The 16,518-nt window shown below is 60.8% G+C and carries 10 protein-coding genes; 7 read left to right on the top strand and 3 right to left on the bottom strand.

Going from position 1 to position 16,518, the window contains the following annotated elements; all coding sequences use genetic code 11:
* Positions 1 to 1,881 carry an ABC transporter ATP-binding protein/permease gene (locus FPK30_RS06630; RefSeq protein WP_144085835.1) on the bottom strand — a complete coding sequence of 627 codons (1,881 nt, stop codon included), beginning with the start codon at positions 1,879 to 1,881 and terminating at the stop codon, positions 1 to 3.
* Between the two features lie 229 nt (positions 1,882 to 2,110).
* Between FPK30_RS06630 and FPK30_RS06625 the strand changes: the two genes are divergently transcribed.
* From FPK30_RS06625 to FPK30_RS06595, 7 genes are all read left to right on the top strand, one after another.
* Complete coding sequence (locus FPK30_RS06625; protein WP_015021078.1) at positions 2,111 to 2,719, top strand: MptD family putative ECF transporter S component; 609 nt, start codon at positions 2,111 to 2,113, stop codon at positions 2,717 to 2,719.
* Positions 2,716 to 3,414 (top strand): energy-coupling factor transporter transmembrane component T, encoded by a 699-nt coding sequence (locus tag FPK30_RS06620; protein ID WP_044097939.1) that lies wholly within the window; start codon positions 2,716 to 2,718, stop codon positions 3,412 to 3,414. The genes FPK30_RS06625 and FPK30_RS06620 overlap by 4 nt, the downstream gene beginning before the upstream one ends.
* Positions 3,392 to 4,843, top strand: coding sequence for an ABC transporter ATP-binding protein (locus tag FPK30_RS06615; RefSeq protein WP_186279431.1), 1,452 nt, complete (start codon positions 3,392 to 3,394; stop codon positions 4,841 to 4,843). The genes FPK30_RS06620 and FPK30_RS06615 overlap by 23 nt, the downstream gene beginning before the upstream one ends.
* Positions 4,844 to 5,007: 164 nt before the next feature.
* Positions 5,008 to 5,709 carry an ABC transporter ATP-binding protein gene (locus tag FPK30_RS06610; RefSeq protein ID WP_045923831.1) on the top strand — a complete coding sequence of 234 codons (702 nt, stop codon included), beginning with the start codon at positions 5,008 to 5,010 and terminating at the stop codon, positions 5,707 to 5,709.
* A 2-nt stretch (positions 5,710 to 5,711) separates the two neighbouring features.
* Entirely contained in the window at positions 5,712 to 9,170 is a 3,459-nt protein-coding gene (locus FPK30_RS06605; protein ID WP_144085831.1) for an FtsX-like permease family protein, read from the top strand.
* 104 nt (positions 9,171 to 9,274) lie between these two features.
* Positions 9,275 to 12,100, top strand: a complete 2,826-nt coding sequence (locus FPK30_RS06600; protein ID WP_144085830.1) for an ABC transporter ATP-binding protein/permease — start codon at positions 9,275 to 9,277, stop codon at positions 12,098 to 12,100.
* A gap of 121 nt (positions 12,101 to 12,221) precedes the next feature.
* The gene (locus FPK30_RS06595; RefSeq protein ID WP_232342036.1) at positions 12,222 to 13,064 is read left to right on the top strand and encodes a formate/nitrite transporter family protein; all 843 of its coding nucleotides are present in this window, start codon (positions 12,222 to 12,224) and stop codon (positions 13,062 to 13,064) included.
* Positions 13,065 to 13,770: 706 nt separating this feature from the next.
* On the opposite strand, the gene FPK30_RS06585 is transcribed toward FPK30_RS06595, so the two are convergent.
* The gene (locus tag FPK30_RS06585; protein ID WP_144085829.1) at positions 13,771 to 14,523 is read right to left on the bottom strand and encodes a tyrosine-protein phosphatase; all 753 of its coding nucleotides are present in this window, start codon (positions 14,521 to 14,523) and stop codon (positions 13,771 to 13,773) included.
* Entirely contained in the window at positions 14,520 to 15,914 is a 1,395-nt protein-coding gene (uhpT, locus tag FPK30_RS06580) for a hexose-6-phosphate:phosphate antiporter (RefSeq protein ID WP_101431743.1), read from the bottom strand. The genes FPK30_RS06585 and uhpT overlap by 4 nt, the downstream gene beginning before the upstream one ends.
* Positions 15,915 to 16,518: the final 604 nt, after the last annotated feature.

Genomic DNA, 16,518 nt, shown 5'->3' with positions numbered 1-16,518 from the left:
TCACTCCCCGTCCTCATACTGAGCCTGCTCCTTCCACTGGGCCGCAAATCCGCCCCCGGCATCCAACAGCTCACGGAAGCCGCCGCTCTCCGCCAGACGGCCTTCCTGCAGGAAGAGGATGGAATCGGCATTGCGGACCCCGGCCAAGCGGTGGGTGATGGTCAGGACCAGGGACTCCTTGCCCAGCGCGTCCATCAGGGCTGCCAGTGTAGCGTCATGCTCGCGGTCCACGGCGCTGGTGGCCTCGTCGAAAATATAGACGGGAGAACGCCGCAGGAGCCCGCGGGCAATGGATAGGCGCTGGCGCTGCCCACCGGAGAGGTTGCCTCCTTCAGGATCGATGTGAGCGTCCAGCCCGCCCTTGCTTTGGACAAGACCGGTCAGACCGACCTGATCCAGCGCGTCCAGCAGCTCCCAATCCGAGTAGCCCAGTCCGGCCGGATCGAGATTCGATCTGATGGTCCCGGTAAAGATGTGATCGGTTCCTCGAACTACGGTCTGTAGACCGACCAGTTCCTCGCGTGACAGGTCGCAGATCTGGCACCCGCCAATGGTCAACTCTCCGGCATACCCCTGAAGGCGCCCGGACAGCAGACCCGCCAAGGTGCTCTTGCCGGAACCCGAAGCGCCGACGAGGCCCACATGTCCCTTGGCTGGCAGGTTGAAGTTCAGATCGGTCAGGGCCTGGAAGCCGTCAGGATAGGTGTAGGTCAAATCGCGAGCGCTGATGCCTAGCGAATCATCGCCAGACATATCCGCCTGATCTGCCTGCTTCGAAGCGGATTCCGAGTCAGACTCCCGAACTGCTTCCTCAGAAGTTTCGAGACTCGCATCCGGAGCCGTCTCCGAACCCGTACTCTTGCGCGACTCAGCAGTCGTCCCTGGAGCCGCCGACTTCCCGTCGCTCCCCTGCCGAGCTTGGAGAATATCGTCGATGGCCTTGCCCTGCTTGATGGCGACCATGCCGGAATGCATCATGTAGACCAGCTGGCGCTCAGGGGCGAAAAGCCGGACCCCAGCCAGGGCAACAACCAGGCAGGACAGCACTCGAGCGGGCCCGCCCTGCCCGATCAGGACCGTCGCTGCAACCGCCAAAATAAGACTGGTGTAGATGACCACGTCGGCCTTGATCAGCGAGCGCAGCTGTCCGGCCAGAACCCCCATGGTTATCCGGCGGAACCCCTCGGACTCCTCGGCCAGATCGTCGGCCTGCCGCTGGTCTGCCCCGAAGATCTTCAAGGTGTTGAGCCCTCTCAGGGCATGCTCAAAGTGGACGCCAACCTTGTCGTATTTGCGCAGCTGGCCCAGCTGCACCTTGATGTTCTCGCCCATGGTGGGCTTGGATGCCAGGGGCAGAGACACCATGCCGATCACGACGATTGCCGCAGCCAGTGGGCTGACAGGCAGGAGGACGGCCAGGGTCACGACCAGCATCAGGGCGGTCTGGACCAGCGCCGGAATATAAGCCGTGAAGTAGGAGACGACCGACTTGACCCCTTCGGTCGAAAGCCTGGCCAGGGTCTGCGCCGGAACGCCCAGGTCGTCCTCCTGCCTGTTGGGGTCGAACACGGATAGATACAGGGCCTGGGAGAGAGCCTTGCCCATCCCATCAGCCAGCCGGGCGCTGACGAACCTGGCGACCGCCTGGGTCAGGAACCGAACCAGGATCAGCCCGCCTATCAAGGCCGCCAAGGGTCCGGGGCGACCCGGCACCCAGGCAAGGGCATGAGGAACAGCCAGACCAAGGGAACGGCCCACGGCCGCGATGGCTACCGGCAGGAGGAGGACCTCCGCCAACGCGCCGATCGTCTGCAGGAGGGCCAGCAGGAGGCTGGCGCCCATCCTGGCTCCCGGTAGATGAAGTAGTCGCTTGCTGATCATGCCTGTTCTCCGTGCCGCCTTTCTGATACGCCCCTCTCAGTGGACACTAACAAAATCCTCTCGCGCCAGGCAATACCTTTATTGTGAAGCCCTGGCAAGAGCTGGCAAGAGACATAAAAAAATATCATTTACTTTCCCTCCCGGCCCTCCTAAACTTGACGGCACAACCTGCAATCGGCGGATATGGCCTAGGGCCGAGCGACCGCCACCCAGATGGGAGCGATCCTTTATGAAAGCACTGAAGACAAAAGACCTGGTCAACGTCGGCATTTTTACAGCCCTCTACTTCGTCAGCATGGCGGTGGGCAACTTCATCACCGTCTTCCTGGCGGGCCTGGTCATGCCCGGCCTGTCCTCCCTCTTCATCCCCGCTGTGGTGGGGCTGGTCTCCGGCCCGGTCTACATGCTGATGATCCGCCGGGTGCCCAGGTTCGGGGCCATCACCATCGTCGGCGTCATCATGGGCCTCTTCCTGCTGGTCTTCGGCCACTTCGCCCTCTCCTTCATCCCCTACGCCTTCTGCGGCCTGCTGGCTGATCTGGTTCAGTCCTCACTCAGGGAGAGCCGTCCCAACCTGGCCCGCTACCTGAGCTACGTCATCCTCACCTTCGGCTGCACCGGCCCCGTCCTGCCCCTCTGGTTCATGAAGGACGCCTACGTGGCCAGCCTGGTCCGCCGCGGCAAGAGCCAGGAGTACATCGACGGGGTCTTCGCGCCCATCACCGGAGCCACCTTCCTGGTCTGCATTCTGGCCACCCTGGTCGGCGCCCTGCTCGGTGCATGGATAGGCGCCAGGATCGTCGACCGGCATTTCAACCGGATACCCGCCAAGCAATGAGGCCCATCTCCATCTACACCAGATTCTTGCTGGTCATCTTCGCCAACGCCCTGATCTTCGTCACCCTGCCCACCCCGCTGGTCCTGGCCATCAACATCTACTTCTGCAGCTTCCAGGTCATCGTGGGCAGGGTCAGGAAGGGCCAGGCCTGGCTTCTGGTCTGTCTGGTCTTCGCCCTGGGCGCCTCCCTGGCCATGGTCTTCCCCGAGAACCTGCCGGGACATTACCTGCTCTTCCTCTTCGTCGGCGTGGGCAGGGTCCTCCCCCTGGTGCTGGTGGCGGCCTTCATGATGGGCACCACCAAGGTCTCGGAGCTGGTCTACCTACTGCGCAAGATCCACGCCCCCCAGTGGCTGGTCATCCCCGTCAGCGTCCTCTTCCGCTTCTTCCCGACCGTCAGGCACGACTATGCCCAGATCAGACGGGCCATGAAATTCAGGGGGATCGCGGTCACCACGGGCGACATGGTCCGGCATCCGATGCGAACCATGGAGTACATCTACGTCCCCCTGCTCAACAACGCCACCAACGTGGCCTCCGACCTGACCTCGGCCGCCCTGACCAGGGGGATCGGCGACCCCGGGCCCAAGACCTCCATCCAACGGATTGCCTTCACCGGACTGGATGCGCTCATGTGCGCCCTGGGTCTGGTCCTTATGGGATGTGGAGCCTATGTTGCAATGTTCCAGGCTTAGCTTCACCTACGAAGGCGCCAGCCAGCCTTCCCTCCAGGAGGTCTCCTGCCGGATGGGCCAGGGACGGCTGACCGTGGTCACCGGGCCGAGCGGTTGCGGCAAGACCACCCTGTCCAGGGTCATCAACGGCCTGATTCCCGAACTCTACGAGGGCAAGCTGGAGGGGGAGTGCCTGATCGGGGGCGAACCCACCACGGACCGGCCCATCTACCGGCTTTCGGAACAGGTCGGATCGGTCTTCCAGAACCCCAAGACCCAGTTCTTCACCACCGATGTCCGCAGCGAGCTGGCCTTCCCCCTGGAGAACACCGGGGTCCAGCCGGAGGCCATCCGGGAGCGCATAGACCAGGTGGCCGACCTCTTCGGCATCGCCCCGCTTATGGACCGGGATATCTTCTCCCTGTCAGGGGGCGAGAAGCAGATGATCGCCATCGCCTCCTCCTGCATGATGGACCCGGAGATCCTGGTCCTGGACGAGCCCTCCGGCAACCTGGACGTGGAAGCGGTGGCCAGCCTGGCGCAGATTCTGGGCCGCTTGAAGGACCGGGGCCTGACCATGGTCCTGATCGAACACCGCCTCTACTACCTGGACGGCCTGGCCGACGACTTCCTGGTCATGAAGGACGGCAGGCTGACGGAGCACCTGACTCCGGCCGCCATGAGGGGGCTGGATGGCCCAAGTCGCCAGGCCATGGGGCTGCGGGCCCTGAATCTGGACGCGACCGAGAATGCGAGCGCTCCAACCAAAGTCATCACCGAGAAGACCCCCGACTTGCTCCGGGTCAGGAATCTGACCTATGCCTACCACCACGACCAGGCTCCTGCCCTGGATGTGGACGACCTGACCCTATCCAGCGAGGACATCACCGGCATCATCGGCCGCAACGGAGCAGGCAAGAGCACCTTCGCCTCGGTTCTGACCGGACTGCTCAAGCCTGGCGACAGGTCGGAAATCAGCCTGAACGGGACCAAGCAGACCGCCAGGGAGCGCGTCGAGGACTCCTACATGGTCTTTCAGGATGTCAACTACCAGCTCTTCAGCGAGACCGTGGAGGGCGAGATGCTCCTTGGAGCCAAACGGACCGACCTGTTCGAAGAGGTGGCACGAAAGCTGGACCTGGAGCGGCTCCTGGGCCGGCACCCCAACACCCTCTCCGGCGGGGAGAAGCAGCGGGTGGCTATCGCGGCCGCCATACTGTCGGGCAAGCGCCTGGTGGTTCTGGACGAGCCCACCAGCGGCCTGGACCTGCTCCATATGGATCAGGTGACCGGGATGATTCGCTACATGCGCTCCCTGGGTGTCATGGTGATCGTCATCTCGCACGATCAGGAGTTCCTGGCCCAGACCTGCCAGCGGTTCATCACCTTCCGCCAGGGCAGACCGGTCAGGGACAGCCGCAAACTGGGCAACCTCCTGCAAGCCCTCTGAACCTCCGAACCCTTGCAAGGTCGGCGAACATGACGCCTCCCGGCAGGCGGTTCTCCTGTGCTCCGGACCCCGCGAACGTATACAGTAGTGGGGAAAAGAGCATCAGGAGGGCGTCCCCTACGTCGGACGACCCCGCCGCACAGCCAGGGTTACGAGAGGGCATGATGGGCTATATCGACGTCATCGGAGAGACGAAACGGTATGTGACCGGCGAGACGACCATCGTGGCCAACAATGAGGTCACCTTCTCCATCGAGAAGGGCGAGCTGGTGGTCATCCTCGGCGCCTCGGGGGCGGGCAAGTCGACCGTGCTGAACATTCTGGGTGGCATGGACACCTGCAACGAGGGCCAGGTGATCGTGGACGGGAAGGACATCGCCGGCTATGACGCCCGGCAGCTGACCACCTACCGCCGCTATGACGTGGGCTTCGTCTTCCAGTTCTACAACCTGGTGGCCAACCTGACTGCCAGGGAGAACGTGGAGCTGGCCTCGGAGATCGTGGACGATGCCGCCGACCCGGTCCAGACCCTGGTCGACGTGGGCCTGGGCGACCGGATCGACAACTTCCCCGCCCAACTTTCCGGCGGCGAGCAGCAGCGGGTGGCCATCGCCCGGGCCGTGGCCAAGAACCCCAAGATCCTGCTCTGCGACGAACCCACCGGAGCCCTGGACTACCGGACCGGCAAGCAGGTGCTGCGCATCCTCCAGGACCAGTGCCGCAAGAAGGGCGCCACCGTGGTCATCGTCACCCACAACGCGGCCATTGCCCCCATCGCCGACAGGGTCATCCGCATGCATGACGCCCGGGTCCAGGCCGTGCAGACCAATGACAGCCCCGAAGACATCGAAAACGTGGAGTGGTGAGGATGCAGCCCGTCAGGAAGGTGCTCTGGCACGACATCCGGGTCTCCCTGCGCAAGTCCCTGGGGCGGTTCATCTCCATCGTATGCCTGGTGGCGCTGGGTTCCTTCGCCCTGGTCGGGCTGAGCGTGACCGGGCCGGACATGCGGCAGGCCGGCAACGCCTACCTGTCCGACCACCATCTGGCCGATCTGATGGTCATCAGCAGCTACGGGCTGGACCAGGAGGATCGGGATGCCATCGACACCGCCCCTGGCAGCTCCGGCATCGAATACGGGTATCTGAAAGACGTGGTGCTCAAGGGCACCGACAAGAGCCTGCGCATCTACTCCGCCCCCGACCGGATCTCCACCTATAAGCTGGTCGATGGATCCATGCCCACCAGACCTGACCAGATAGCGGTCGACACGGCCTTGGGTGAAAGCCACCCCATCGGCAGCAGCATCCAGGTGGATGAGAAGGCCGACCAGCTGGGCAGGAAGGTTTTGAGGCACCACAAGCTGCGCGTGGTGGGCATGGTCAGGTCGACCGAGATCCTGAGCAAGGTCAACATGGGCCCCTCCACAGCCGGATCCGGGTCCTTGGACTCCTACGCAGTGACCACGCCCAAGGCCTTCGACTCGGACGAGTACATGATCGCCCGCCTGACCTTCAAGGACCTGGACCGGATTCAAGACCATTATTCCGACCAGTACATCCAGGCCCTGCAGACCCACAAGGACGATCTGAACAGGATCCTGTCCGGACGCCCTACAGCGAGGCTGAACGCCATCAAGGCCCCCCTGAAGCAGAAACTGGACCAGGGGCAGGCCCAGGTGGATCAGTCAAGACAGGAGCTCGAAGGGAACCGGCAGCAGCTGGACCAGGCCAGGAAGGATCTGGACCAGGGCGCCCAGAGCATCCAGTCCGCCAAGAACCAACTGGCCGCCAAGACGGTGCAGGCCCAGGCGGCCATCGACCAGGGGCAGCAGGAGGTGGATCTGAGTTCGGCCGAACTGGCTCGAAAGCAGAAGCAGTACCAGTCCTCCGCCAGCCAGGTGGCCCAGGGCAGGCAGCAGGCCGACCAGGGACAGCAGGCCATCGACCAAGGACAGGCCAAACTTGATAGTTCCCGCCAGCAGCTGGAGGGCGGCAAGGCCCAGGCCGACCAAGCTGTAGCCCAGGCCCAGGCAGCGCAGAAGCAATGCAGGCAGGGCATCGCACAGGTCACCGGCCTCATTCAGACCATCGACGCCCAACTGGCCACACCCGGGCTGACCCCTCAGCAGCAGGAGGAGCTCAACCGCAAGAAGGCCGGGCTTCAGGAGCAACTGGCCGAACTCAACCGGCAATCACCGCAGATCGATGCCCTGGCGGCCAAGGCCAAGGCGGGCCGCGATGCCTTCATGACCAACCAGTACACCCCCGGCATGGCCCAGGTCGCAGCCAACCAGCAGACCCTGGATGCAAAGCGTCGGGAGCTGACCCAGGCCAGAGCCAAGGTGAACGAAGGCGAGCGCCAACTGGCCCAGGGCAAGGCCCAGCTTGACCAGGCCTCCGCGCAGCTGACCCAGGGCAGGGCCAAGCTAGCCCAGGCCCGGCAGCAGCTGGCCAGCGGCCGTGCCTCTGCCCAGGGGCAGATCGACCAGGCCCAAGCCGCCCTGGACCAGAAAACCGCGGAATACCGGACCAAACTGGACAAGTTCAAGAGGGAGAGCCCAGACGCCCAGAAGAGGATCGACGACTCCCAGAAGAAGCTGAACAAGGCGGCGGACCAGCTGAGCCGACTGGAGAAGCCGGTCTATGCCCTGGACTCTCGTCGTGAGGCGCCCGGCTCGGAGGGCTACAAGGTCTACGCCTCCGTCTCCTTCATCGTGGACTCGCTGGCCAAGGTCTTCCCCTACTTCATGTATCTGGTGGCCGCCCTGGTCACCTTCACCACCATGACGCGCTTTGTGGACGAGGAGCGGATCAACGCCGGAACGCTCAAGGCCCTGGGCTACAGGGACCGGGATGTCATGGCCAAGTTCCTGGTCTACGGCGGAGCAGCTTCGGCCCTGGGTGCGCTTCTGGGCATCATCGCCGGCCACACCCTCCTGCCCTGGATCGTCTACCAGGCCTATGTCCACGCCTTCGACATGCCGCCCATCCACTACGGCTTCCACCTGCCCATCACCCTCCTGGCCTGCCTGCTGGCCTTCCTGAGCGCCGTGGTTCCCGCTTTCCTGAGCGCCTGGCGGGAGCTGCGCGAGAAGCCGTCGGCCCTCCTCCTGCCCAAGCCGCCCAGCGCCGGTTCGAAGATCTTCCTGGAGCGCATCCCCCTGATCTGGAACCGGCTCAGCTTCACCCACAAGGTCACCGCCCGGAACATCTTCCGCTACAAGCAACGGATGCTGATGACCATCTTCGGGGTCTGCGGATCGGTGGCTCTGCTGATGGCCGGTTTCGGCGTGCAGGGGTCCATCTCCGCCATCAACGAGCACCAGTTCGGTCAGGTGATCCGCTACGACCTGATCGCCGCCGAGAACAGCCAGGCCACATCCGACCAGCGCCAATCCATCAGGGAACGGCTGGAAAAGCCTGATGTGAGCCGTTCCCTGAACGTGCGCTACGAGGAGATGAGCAAGACAGCCGGGCACAACGCCGACAAGCAGTCCATCACCATGATTGCGCCGGCTAGCGCCCAGCACCTGGACGACTTCATCCGCATGGACACCCGGTCCGGGCACAAGCCCCTGAGCCTCAAGGGCGACGGCGTGATCCTCTCCGAACGGATCGCCCAGCTGACGGGGACCAAGGCAGGCGACAGGATCACCCTGCAGGATTCAGGCGGCAGGGACAGGACCATGCGGGTGGATGGCATCTGCGAGATGTACCTGGGGCACTTCGTCTTCATGAGCCCATCGGCCTACAGGACCGTCTTCCACCAGGACTTCTCGCCCAACGCCCATCTGGTCACCTTCAAGGACTCCAGCGCGGAGAACACCAGAAGGCAGGCCGCCTCCTTCATGCGGATCGACGGGATCCAGGGGGTGGTGCAGAACACGACCCTGATGAGCCAGATCGACACCGTGGTCAAATCCTTGAACATGATCATGCAGGTGCTGATCATCGTGGCCACCCTGCTGGCCCTGGTCATCCTCTACAACCTGACCAACCTGAATGTGGAGGAGCGGATCCGCGAGCTGAGCACCATCAAGGTGCTGGGCTTCTACGACCGCGAGGTGACCATGTACATCTACCGGGAGACCATCCTTCTGTCGGCCATCGGCGTCCTGGCAGGGTACGGGTTCGGGGCCTGGCTGCACCACTACATCATCACCACGGTCCCGCCAGACAATGTCCTCTTTGACCCCACCATCAGCTGGGTGGCCTTCGTCGTGCCCCTGGTCATGATCACGGTCATCACGGCCGGCCTGGGCTGGATGGTCAACAACAAGCTCAAGCATGTGGACATGCTGGAGGCCCTCAAGTCGGTGGACTAGGCCATATCGGCATTTACCCATGCTGATGGCGTAAGCTGGCACTCCAAGAGTCCATAAGTCCATGCCATTAAAGCCATTGAGAATCCAGAAAGCGGAGGACGACGGTGCTGCAGATCGAACACATCTCCAAACAGTACAAAACGGGGGACTTCGTCCAGCAGGCCTTGAATGATGTCAGCGTCAACCTGCGCGACAACGAGTTCGTGGCCATCCTGGGCCCCTCCGGCTCCGGCAAGACCACCCTGCTTAACATCATCGGCGGGCTGGATCGCTACGACCAGGGCGACCTGATCATCAACGGCACCTCCACCAAGAAATACAAGGACCGGGACTGGGACTCCTACCGCAACCACACCGTGGGCTTCGTCTTCCAGAGCTATAACCTCATCCCCCACCAGAGCATCCTGTCCAACGTGGAGCTGGCCCTGACCATCTCGGGCGTGCACCGGCAGGAACGACGCGAACGGGCCAGGCAGGCCCTGGAGCAGGTGGGACTGGGCCAGCACGTGAACAAGCGACCCAACCAGCTCTCGGGCGGGCAGATGCAGCGGGTGGCCATCGCCAGGGCCCTGGTCAACAACCCCCGCATCCTCCTGGCCGACGAGCCCACCGGAGCACTGGACTCCGAGACCTCCATCCAGATCATGAACCTGCTCAAGGAGGTGGCCCAGGACCGGCTGGTGGTCATGGTCACCCACAACCCCGAGCTGGCCCACCAGTACGCCACCAGGATCGTGGAGCTGCACGACGGCTCGGTCATCAGCGACTCCGACCCCCTGCCCGACGACCAGGTGCCCATCCGCCGGGCCCGCCACCGCACCTTCGGCAAGGCCTCAATGGGGCTACTGACCTCCCTGTCGCTGAGCTTCAACAATCTTCGGACCAAGAAGGCCCGGACTGCCCTGACATCCTTCGCTGGGTCCATCGGCATCATCGGCATCGCCCTGATCCTGTCGGTGTCCACCGGGGTCAACCGCTACATCGACAGAATACAGCGGGAGACCATGACCTCCTACCCCATCACCATTCAGGAGCAGTCCTTTGACCTGAACAAGATAGTGGACTCTGCCCAGGAAACCCAGAAAGAGGCCAAGGCCCACAAGGATCTCAAGGCCATTCAGCCGGACGACTCCAGCGTCAAGGGGGCCTCCAGCCTGACCAGCAGCATCACCCAGAACAACCTGACAGACTTCAAAAAATACTTGGACAATCCCAAGAGTGAAATCCACCAATACGTGGGGTCTGTGGGCATCCAGTACTCCTACGCCACCAAGTTCTCGGTCTTCGGGCACGATCCGGACGGCAAGCTGGTCTCTGCGGATAAGGTGACCATGGGCGGGCAGGACGATGCCAGCTCCACCGCCAGCCAGATGGCCACAGCCAACACCGACAGCGACATGGGCGATATCCAGTCCATGCAGATGTCCTACCTGACCGGCAAGACCGAGAAGAACAAGGCCCCGGAGATCTTCGGCGAGATCATGCCGGGGGCCGATGCCAAGACCACCATCAGCAAGGTGGTGACCGACAACTACCAGGTGGTGAACGGCACCTGGCCCAAGGCCAAGGATCAGGTGGTCCTGGTGCTGGACAAGAACAACCAGATGCCCGTCACCAGCCTCTACAAGCTGGGCATCCTCCCCTCCAGCCAGTACACCGACATGATGAACAAGCTCAACAGCGGCCAGGAGGTCAAGGTCGACACCAAGCCCATCGAATACACCAAGGCCATGGACCGGAAACTCTCCCTGGTGCCCGCTGCGGACCAGTATGCCAAGGGGACCGACGGCCACTACCACTACATCGGCGACAACACCGACCAGATGACCAAGGCCGCCGACCAGGGCCTGCAGCTGCACATCGTCGGCATTGTCCGCCCCAACCAGGGGGCCAAGGCCACGCCCCTCAAGGTCGGCGTCGGGTATACCCGCCAGCTGACCGACTACCTGATTGACCAGGCCAAGACCAGCCCCATCGTCACCGACCAGGAGGCTGACCAGGGCCACAGCGTCCTCAACGGGATGGCCTTCGCCCCTGCCGACGATGCCGCCAAGGCCAACGATGCCAAGGCCTACATCGCCTCCCTGGGCGTCAGCCAGAAAGCCAGCATGGCCCAGGAAATCATGAAGGGCTCGGCAGCCATGGCCGGGCAGGAAGCCCAGGGCCGGGCCGGAGCCGCTGCGAGAGCCCAAGGTTCTGCCGGCATTCCCACGGGGGCCTCAGCCGAGCAGCAGACGGCCCAGGCCTTCGACCAGTACATCGCCACCGCTCCGCAGGACGCTCTGGTCGCCATCTACAACCAGTACGTTTCCACCGGCACCTACGCCGACAACCTGAGCGACTTCGGCCTGATCTCCCGGGACGCCCCCTCCCGCATCAGCATCTACACGGACAGCTTCGAGAACAAGAATTCCGTGGGTGACTCCATCAAGCACTACAACGACAAGGCCGCGGAGAAGAACAGGATCGTCTATACCGACTACGTGGGCCTGATGATGAATTCGGTCACCACCATCATCAACGTCATCACCTACGTGCTGATAGCCTTCGTCGGAGTCTCGCTGGTGGTCTCCTCCATCATGATCGGCATCATCACCTACATATCGGTTCTGGAGCGAACCAAGGAGATCGGCATCCTGCGCGCCATGGGCGCCTCCAAGCGCAACGTCTCCAACGTCTTCAACGCCGAGACCGGCCTCATCGGACTTCTGGCGGGCCTGCTGGGAGTGGGCATCACCCTGCTGCTGATCATTCCGGCCAACAGCATCATGCACCACTTCATGGGGACCACTGAGGTCAACGCCGCCCTGCCCGCCTCGGGCGGGATAGCCCTGGTCATTCTGAGCGTGGTCCTGACCCTGATCGGCGGCCTGATCCCCTCGCGGAAGGCGGCCAAGCAGGATCCCGCCACCGCCCTGCGCACCGAGTGAGGCTGAGCGGCACTGGGTGGCACTGGCAAAGAAGTGAATTCCCGCACAGTCGGGCCTTGGGGGCGGTCCCTCTTTACTCGGGAATGCCATAATGAACCCCGTGAATGAGCAATCCAATCAGATGACAGATCAACAGAAACGGCAGCCCCTCTTCCCCGGGCGGGCCTTCATCAGCACCGTCCTGGACGTGGTCGAGAGCAAGAAGACCATGAGCGGCGCACTGACCGGCAAGTACATGCAACGAGCCACCATGGCCGGCCTCTTTGTGGGTATCTTCTTCACGGCCTACTTCGTCATCATGGGCCAGGCCGGCCAGAACCCCGCAGACCACGGGCTGATCCTGGCGGGCCGGGTCCTGGCGGCGACCACCTTCGGCTGGGCCCTGGTCCTGATCTACTACACCAACTCCGAACTGCTGACCTCCAACATGATGGTGGTCACCATAGGCGCCTATCACAAGCGCCTGGGCTGGCTGGCCTCCCTGCGGATCCTGGTCCTCTGCCTTCTGGGCAATCTGGCCGGAGCCCTGATCGTGGCCGTCATCCTGCGCTTCTCATCCATCGTCAGCGGCCCGACCCTGGACCAGATGCTGGCGGCCGCGGCGACCAAGACCGGCTATGTCTCCGGCGGTCCCATGGGCTTCGCTGACCTGTTCGTGCGCGGCATCCTGTGCAACTTCTGCATCAACATCGCCATGCTTATGGTCTACAACGGCAAGCTTTCCAACGACTTCACCAAGTGCATCATCATGGTCGTGGCCGTCTTCGTCTTCGCCTTCTGCGGGTTCGAGCACTCGATAGCGGATTCGGCCCTCTTCCTCATCCTGGGTGTCTTCGGGCGGGTCAACGCCTGGAAGGCGATCCTGGTAGTCCTGGTGGCCATGCTGGGCAACTACATAGGCGGCGGCATCCTGATCGGCCTGAACTTCGCCACCATGAACGACGAGCGCCGGTTCAAGGCCTGACTAACCTTCCCGCCTGCTGCCGTCCGCCGCTCATCAGAAACCGCATACGTGCTTACGAGCCTGCGCAAAGACACCTACTCATGAAGAATCTCGAATGTCTATATACAGGCAGAAAGCGAAGGTTCATGATGAGCGAGACTGAGACGGCAGCGAGCAAGTCCCTGGTGTAGGAGTTCTACGACCAGGTCTTCAGCCGGGGAGATACCAGTAATATCGACATGTTCATGCGAAACGACTACATCCAGCACAACCTGGAAGACGTACAGTCCCGTAACGGCAACGGCATCTTCTGACCCCAGCGACATAAGAAAGGGCGTAAACAGACCGGGCAGGGAGACAACTGCCGCCGCTCCAGGACATGGATATCTCTTTTAAGTTGTGTCCAAAATCCTCCTAGATCATCCAGACACCTGCAGCGTTGATATGGTCAGCCAAGACTGATCCAGCTGCTTCCATACTGTTTTGCTGACCATATAATCGCAGTCTACGCGGCAATCCGTCTGTGTGAAAGAAACCCGCGCCCGCATTCATGGCCGTCTTCACAATGGCCCGGGCCTCCCGGTCGTCTGGTGATCAACATTGACCGACCAGAGCCACACGGGAGGCCCGAAATCACCACCGTCCCAGACTTATGTATGCACGATGCCCTCCTTACAATTGGCACTCAAGCCCGATTGCCTGTCCGCACCTATTTGGTCTTGTCCGGTTACTCAAGCAGGTTGCGACGCAGGGCCTCCACCTGGTCTGGCCCGAACCCTAGGGCCTGATGTGCATAGGCGAAGACATCACCATAGGCATCAATCATGAGCTGGCGGGCGTAGATCAGATATTCCTTCTTGACATAAAGCGCGACCGCCAGTGCATCCAACGAATCCTGGTCGAAGCCCTTGGCGCGGAATTGGTCCAGCAGCTGATTGTTGGCCGCGACCCTTTCTTGGTTGGTCTTCAGATAGTCCGCGAATATCTGGTCGTCGTCCACCTCCAGCAGCCAGAGCACCAGGGCCGCGGCGAACCCGGTCCTGTCCTTGCCGGCAAAGCAGTGGAAGAGAGTAGCCCCCTGTGTGTTGCCCACGACGATGCGCAGGAAGCGCCCAAAACCTTTCTGAGCGCCTGGATTCAGGACCATATCGTGGTAGGTGCCCAGCATATGGTCATTGACCCGATCGACCGAACCTATTGAGGCGAAGTCGTCCAAGCTGGTATTACGGGCACCGATCATACCCAGCAGATCGATGTTGGTAAAAGTGATGCCTTCGATTGAGTCGTCAGGACTCTCCTGTATCTCGAAGGGCCTACGGAAGTCCACGACCTCCGTCACCCGGTAACGGTTAACCAAATCCCTCTTGGTCTCCTCGTCCAGGCCGACCAGCTGCCCGGACCGGATGAACTTGTGCTGGCGGACCCGGCGGCCGTGGATGGTCCGCATGCCACCCAGATCCCGGAAATTGGTGATGTTCATCGACGACCTCCTCTAATACGTTTCTCTTCCATCAAGGCCACTAGACCCAAAAGCACAACTGCACAGACAATGGCGATATACAGCACAATAAAAGTGTCGTTCCAACCATGCAGCACATGCCCGAGCACGGTCAGCCCATCGGACGAGGAATCTGCGATTTTAGCCAGCAGGACCTTGGCGGTGGAATCACCGAACAGATATGCGAATGCACCGACCATGCCGCCGGACAGCACATTTGCTCGCTTTGGAATTTGATTGAGCATGGAGATATTGATCAGCATCTGGGGTCCGAAAATGAACATACCCAAAAAGAACAGCGAAATATAAATGACCACAGGGGTGCGGCCCAGCTGGTAGCCTGCCATTCCGAGCGGCAGGCAGATGGCGCAAAGCGTGGATACAAGGGCGGGCCTGCCACCCAGGAAGTCAGACACCACGCCCCAGAGAAGGCATCCAATCAAAGCACCCATCTCGAAATAGAAGATGGTCCGTGCACCGACCTGATTGCTGAAATGCAGCTGCTCAGTCACGCGCAAAGGCGCCCAGTTGTCGATGCCGATGCGGATCAGATAGACGAAAACGTTGCTGACGCAAAGCACCCAAACCCAAGGGTTGGAAAGCAGGTACCGGCGGAAAATCTGCCAAGTGGTATCGTCATGCGACTCTTCGTCTTCCTGCTTGACAGGCTCATCGAAGATCTTCTCTGACGGTTCCCACCCGAGATCCTCGGGACGGTTCTTGCCGACAAGGAAGCACATAATTGCCACCAGAAGCGCCACTACACCCGGGATGATAAACATCCCGGCTACCTTTCCGCCAAAGAAAGTTTGGGCACACCAGATGGCGAATACTCCAGCCAAGCCACCGCCTATATTGTGAGAAGCGTTCCAGACACCCAAATATCGGCCATATGTCGTCTTCGTCGTCCAGTTAGAAATCACTGTGGCGCAACTAGGGCCTCCGGCGCACTGAAAGACCCCATTCAAGGCCCATAGAACGATCAACCACCCCATAGGTACATGACTCAGGGTGAACAGGAAACCGATGCAGATGACCACAATAGACGAGCAGAAAAGCATAATAGATGCAATCTTCTTGTTGTCTTTGCCCGTGACCAGATAACCCACAACGATTTTTCCGATCCCATAGACAACAGAGAAAACAAAACCAATTACGCCCAACTGCTGGGTCGTAATGCCCAGCTGCTGTTTCATCAAAGGTTGCGCCGCTTTAAAATTATTACGAACAAGGTACATAGTAATGTACAGAATGATGACCATCAGATACGGTTTCATGAACTCACGGAACCAGAGATGTCGTTGTTCGGCTACCGGTATGGTAGCTTTCGGCACATGTTTGTCCAAATGGATATCGAATATCCTGTCAGCCATCTAATACCTCCCTGTATATGGTGGACAATAGCTGACATTTTACTTATTTGCTTCAACGTTTTATGTATTGACACACAAGGGTTCTTAGACGGTATCAGGGTATATTAAAAATACAGTTCGTTGATAATTTTCATTAAATGCACCAAGCACTTCATCTGTAATAAATACATCAATGATTAGTGTGCAGCGTGGCAACTGCTGAGCTAATCCCGATCAGCGGCGTAAGCCTCCGTTAACGGCTTCTACAGTAACGGATGAGTCAGAATGTCATTAGAGTGCCCGACATAAGTTTCACTATTGTTGTCTAATCTGTTATGAGAATATGAGTCCATATCCGTAGTACTGGCCTACATGTGTTTCTTGGCTGTACCACACCATAAAGCGTGCTGATATTGCTGCAGTAGAGGTCTTAGATGTAGAGGTACAGTTTGCTGATAGAGACCGTTTTGTCGGGAGTATGAGCAGACATAAAGTAAAGGCCTCTGGTGACTTGTGTCATCAGAGGCCTTTCAATGTGTTGTGGCGGCGGTGTGCTACTCTCCCACACTCTTCCGGGTGCAGTACCATTGCCGTGCTGGGTCTTAGCTTCCGGGTTCGGAATGGG

Source organism: Bifidobacterium apousia (assembly GCF_007559275.1).
In the GTDB taxonomy this organism is placed as follows: domain Bacteria; phylum Actinomycetota; class Actinomycetes; order Actinomycetales; family Bifidobacteriaceae; genus Bombiscardovia; species Bombiscardovia apousia.
Note: the sequence above shows the minus strand (reverse complement) of the source record. Positions and strands in the feature narration are given on the sequence as shown.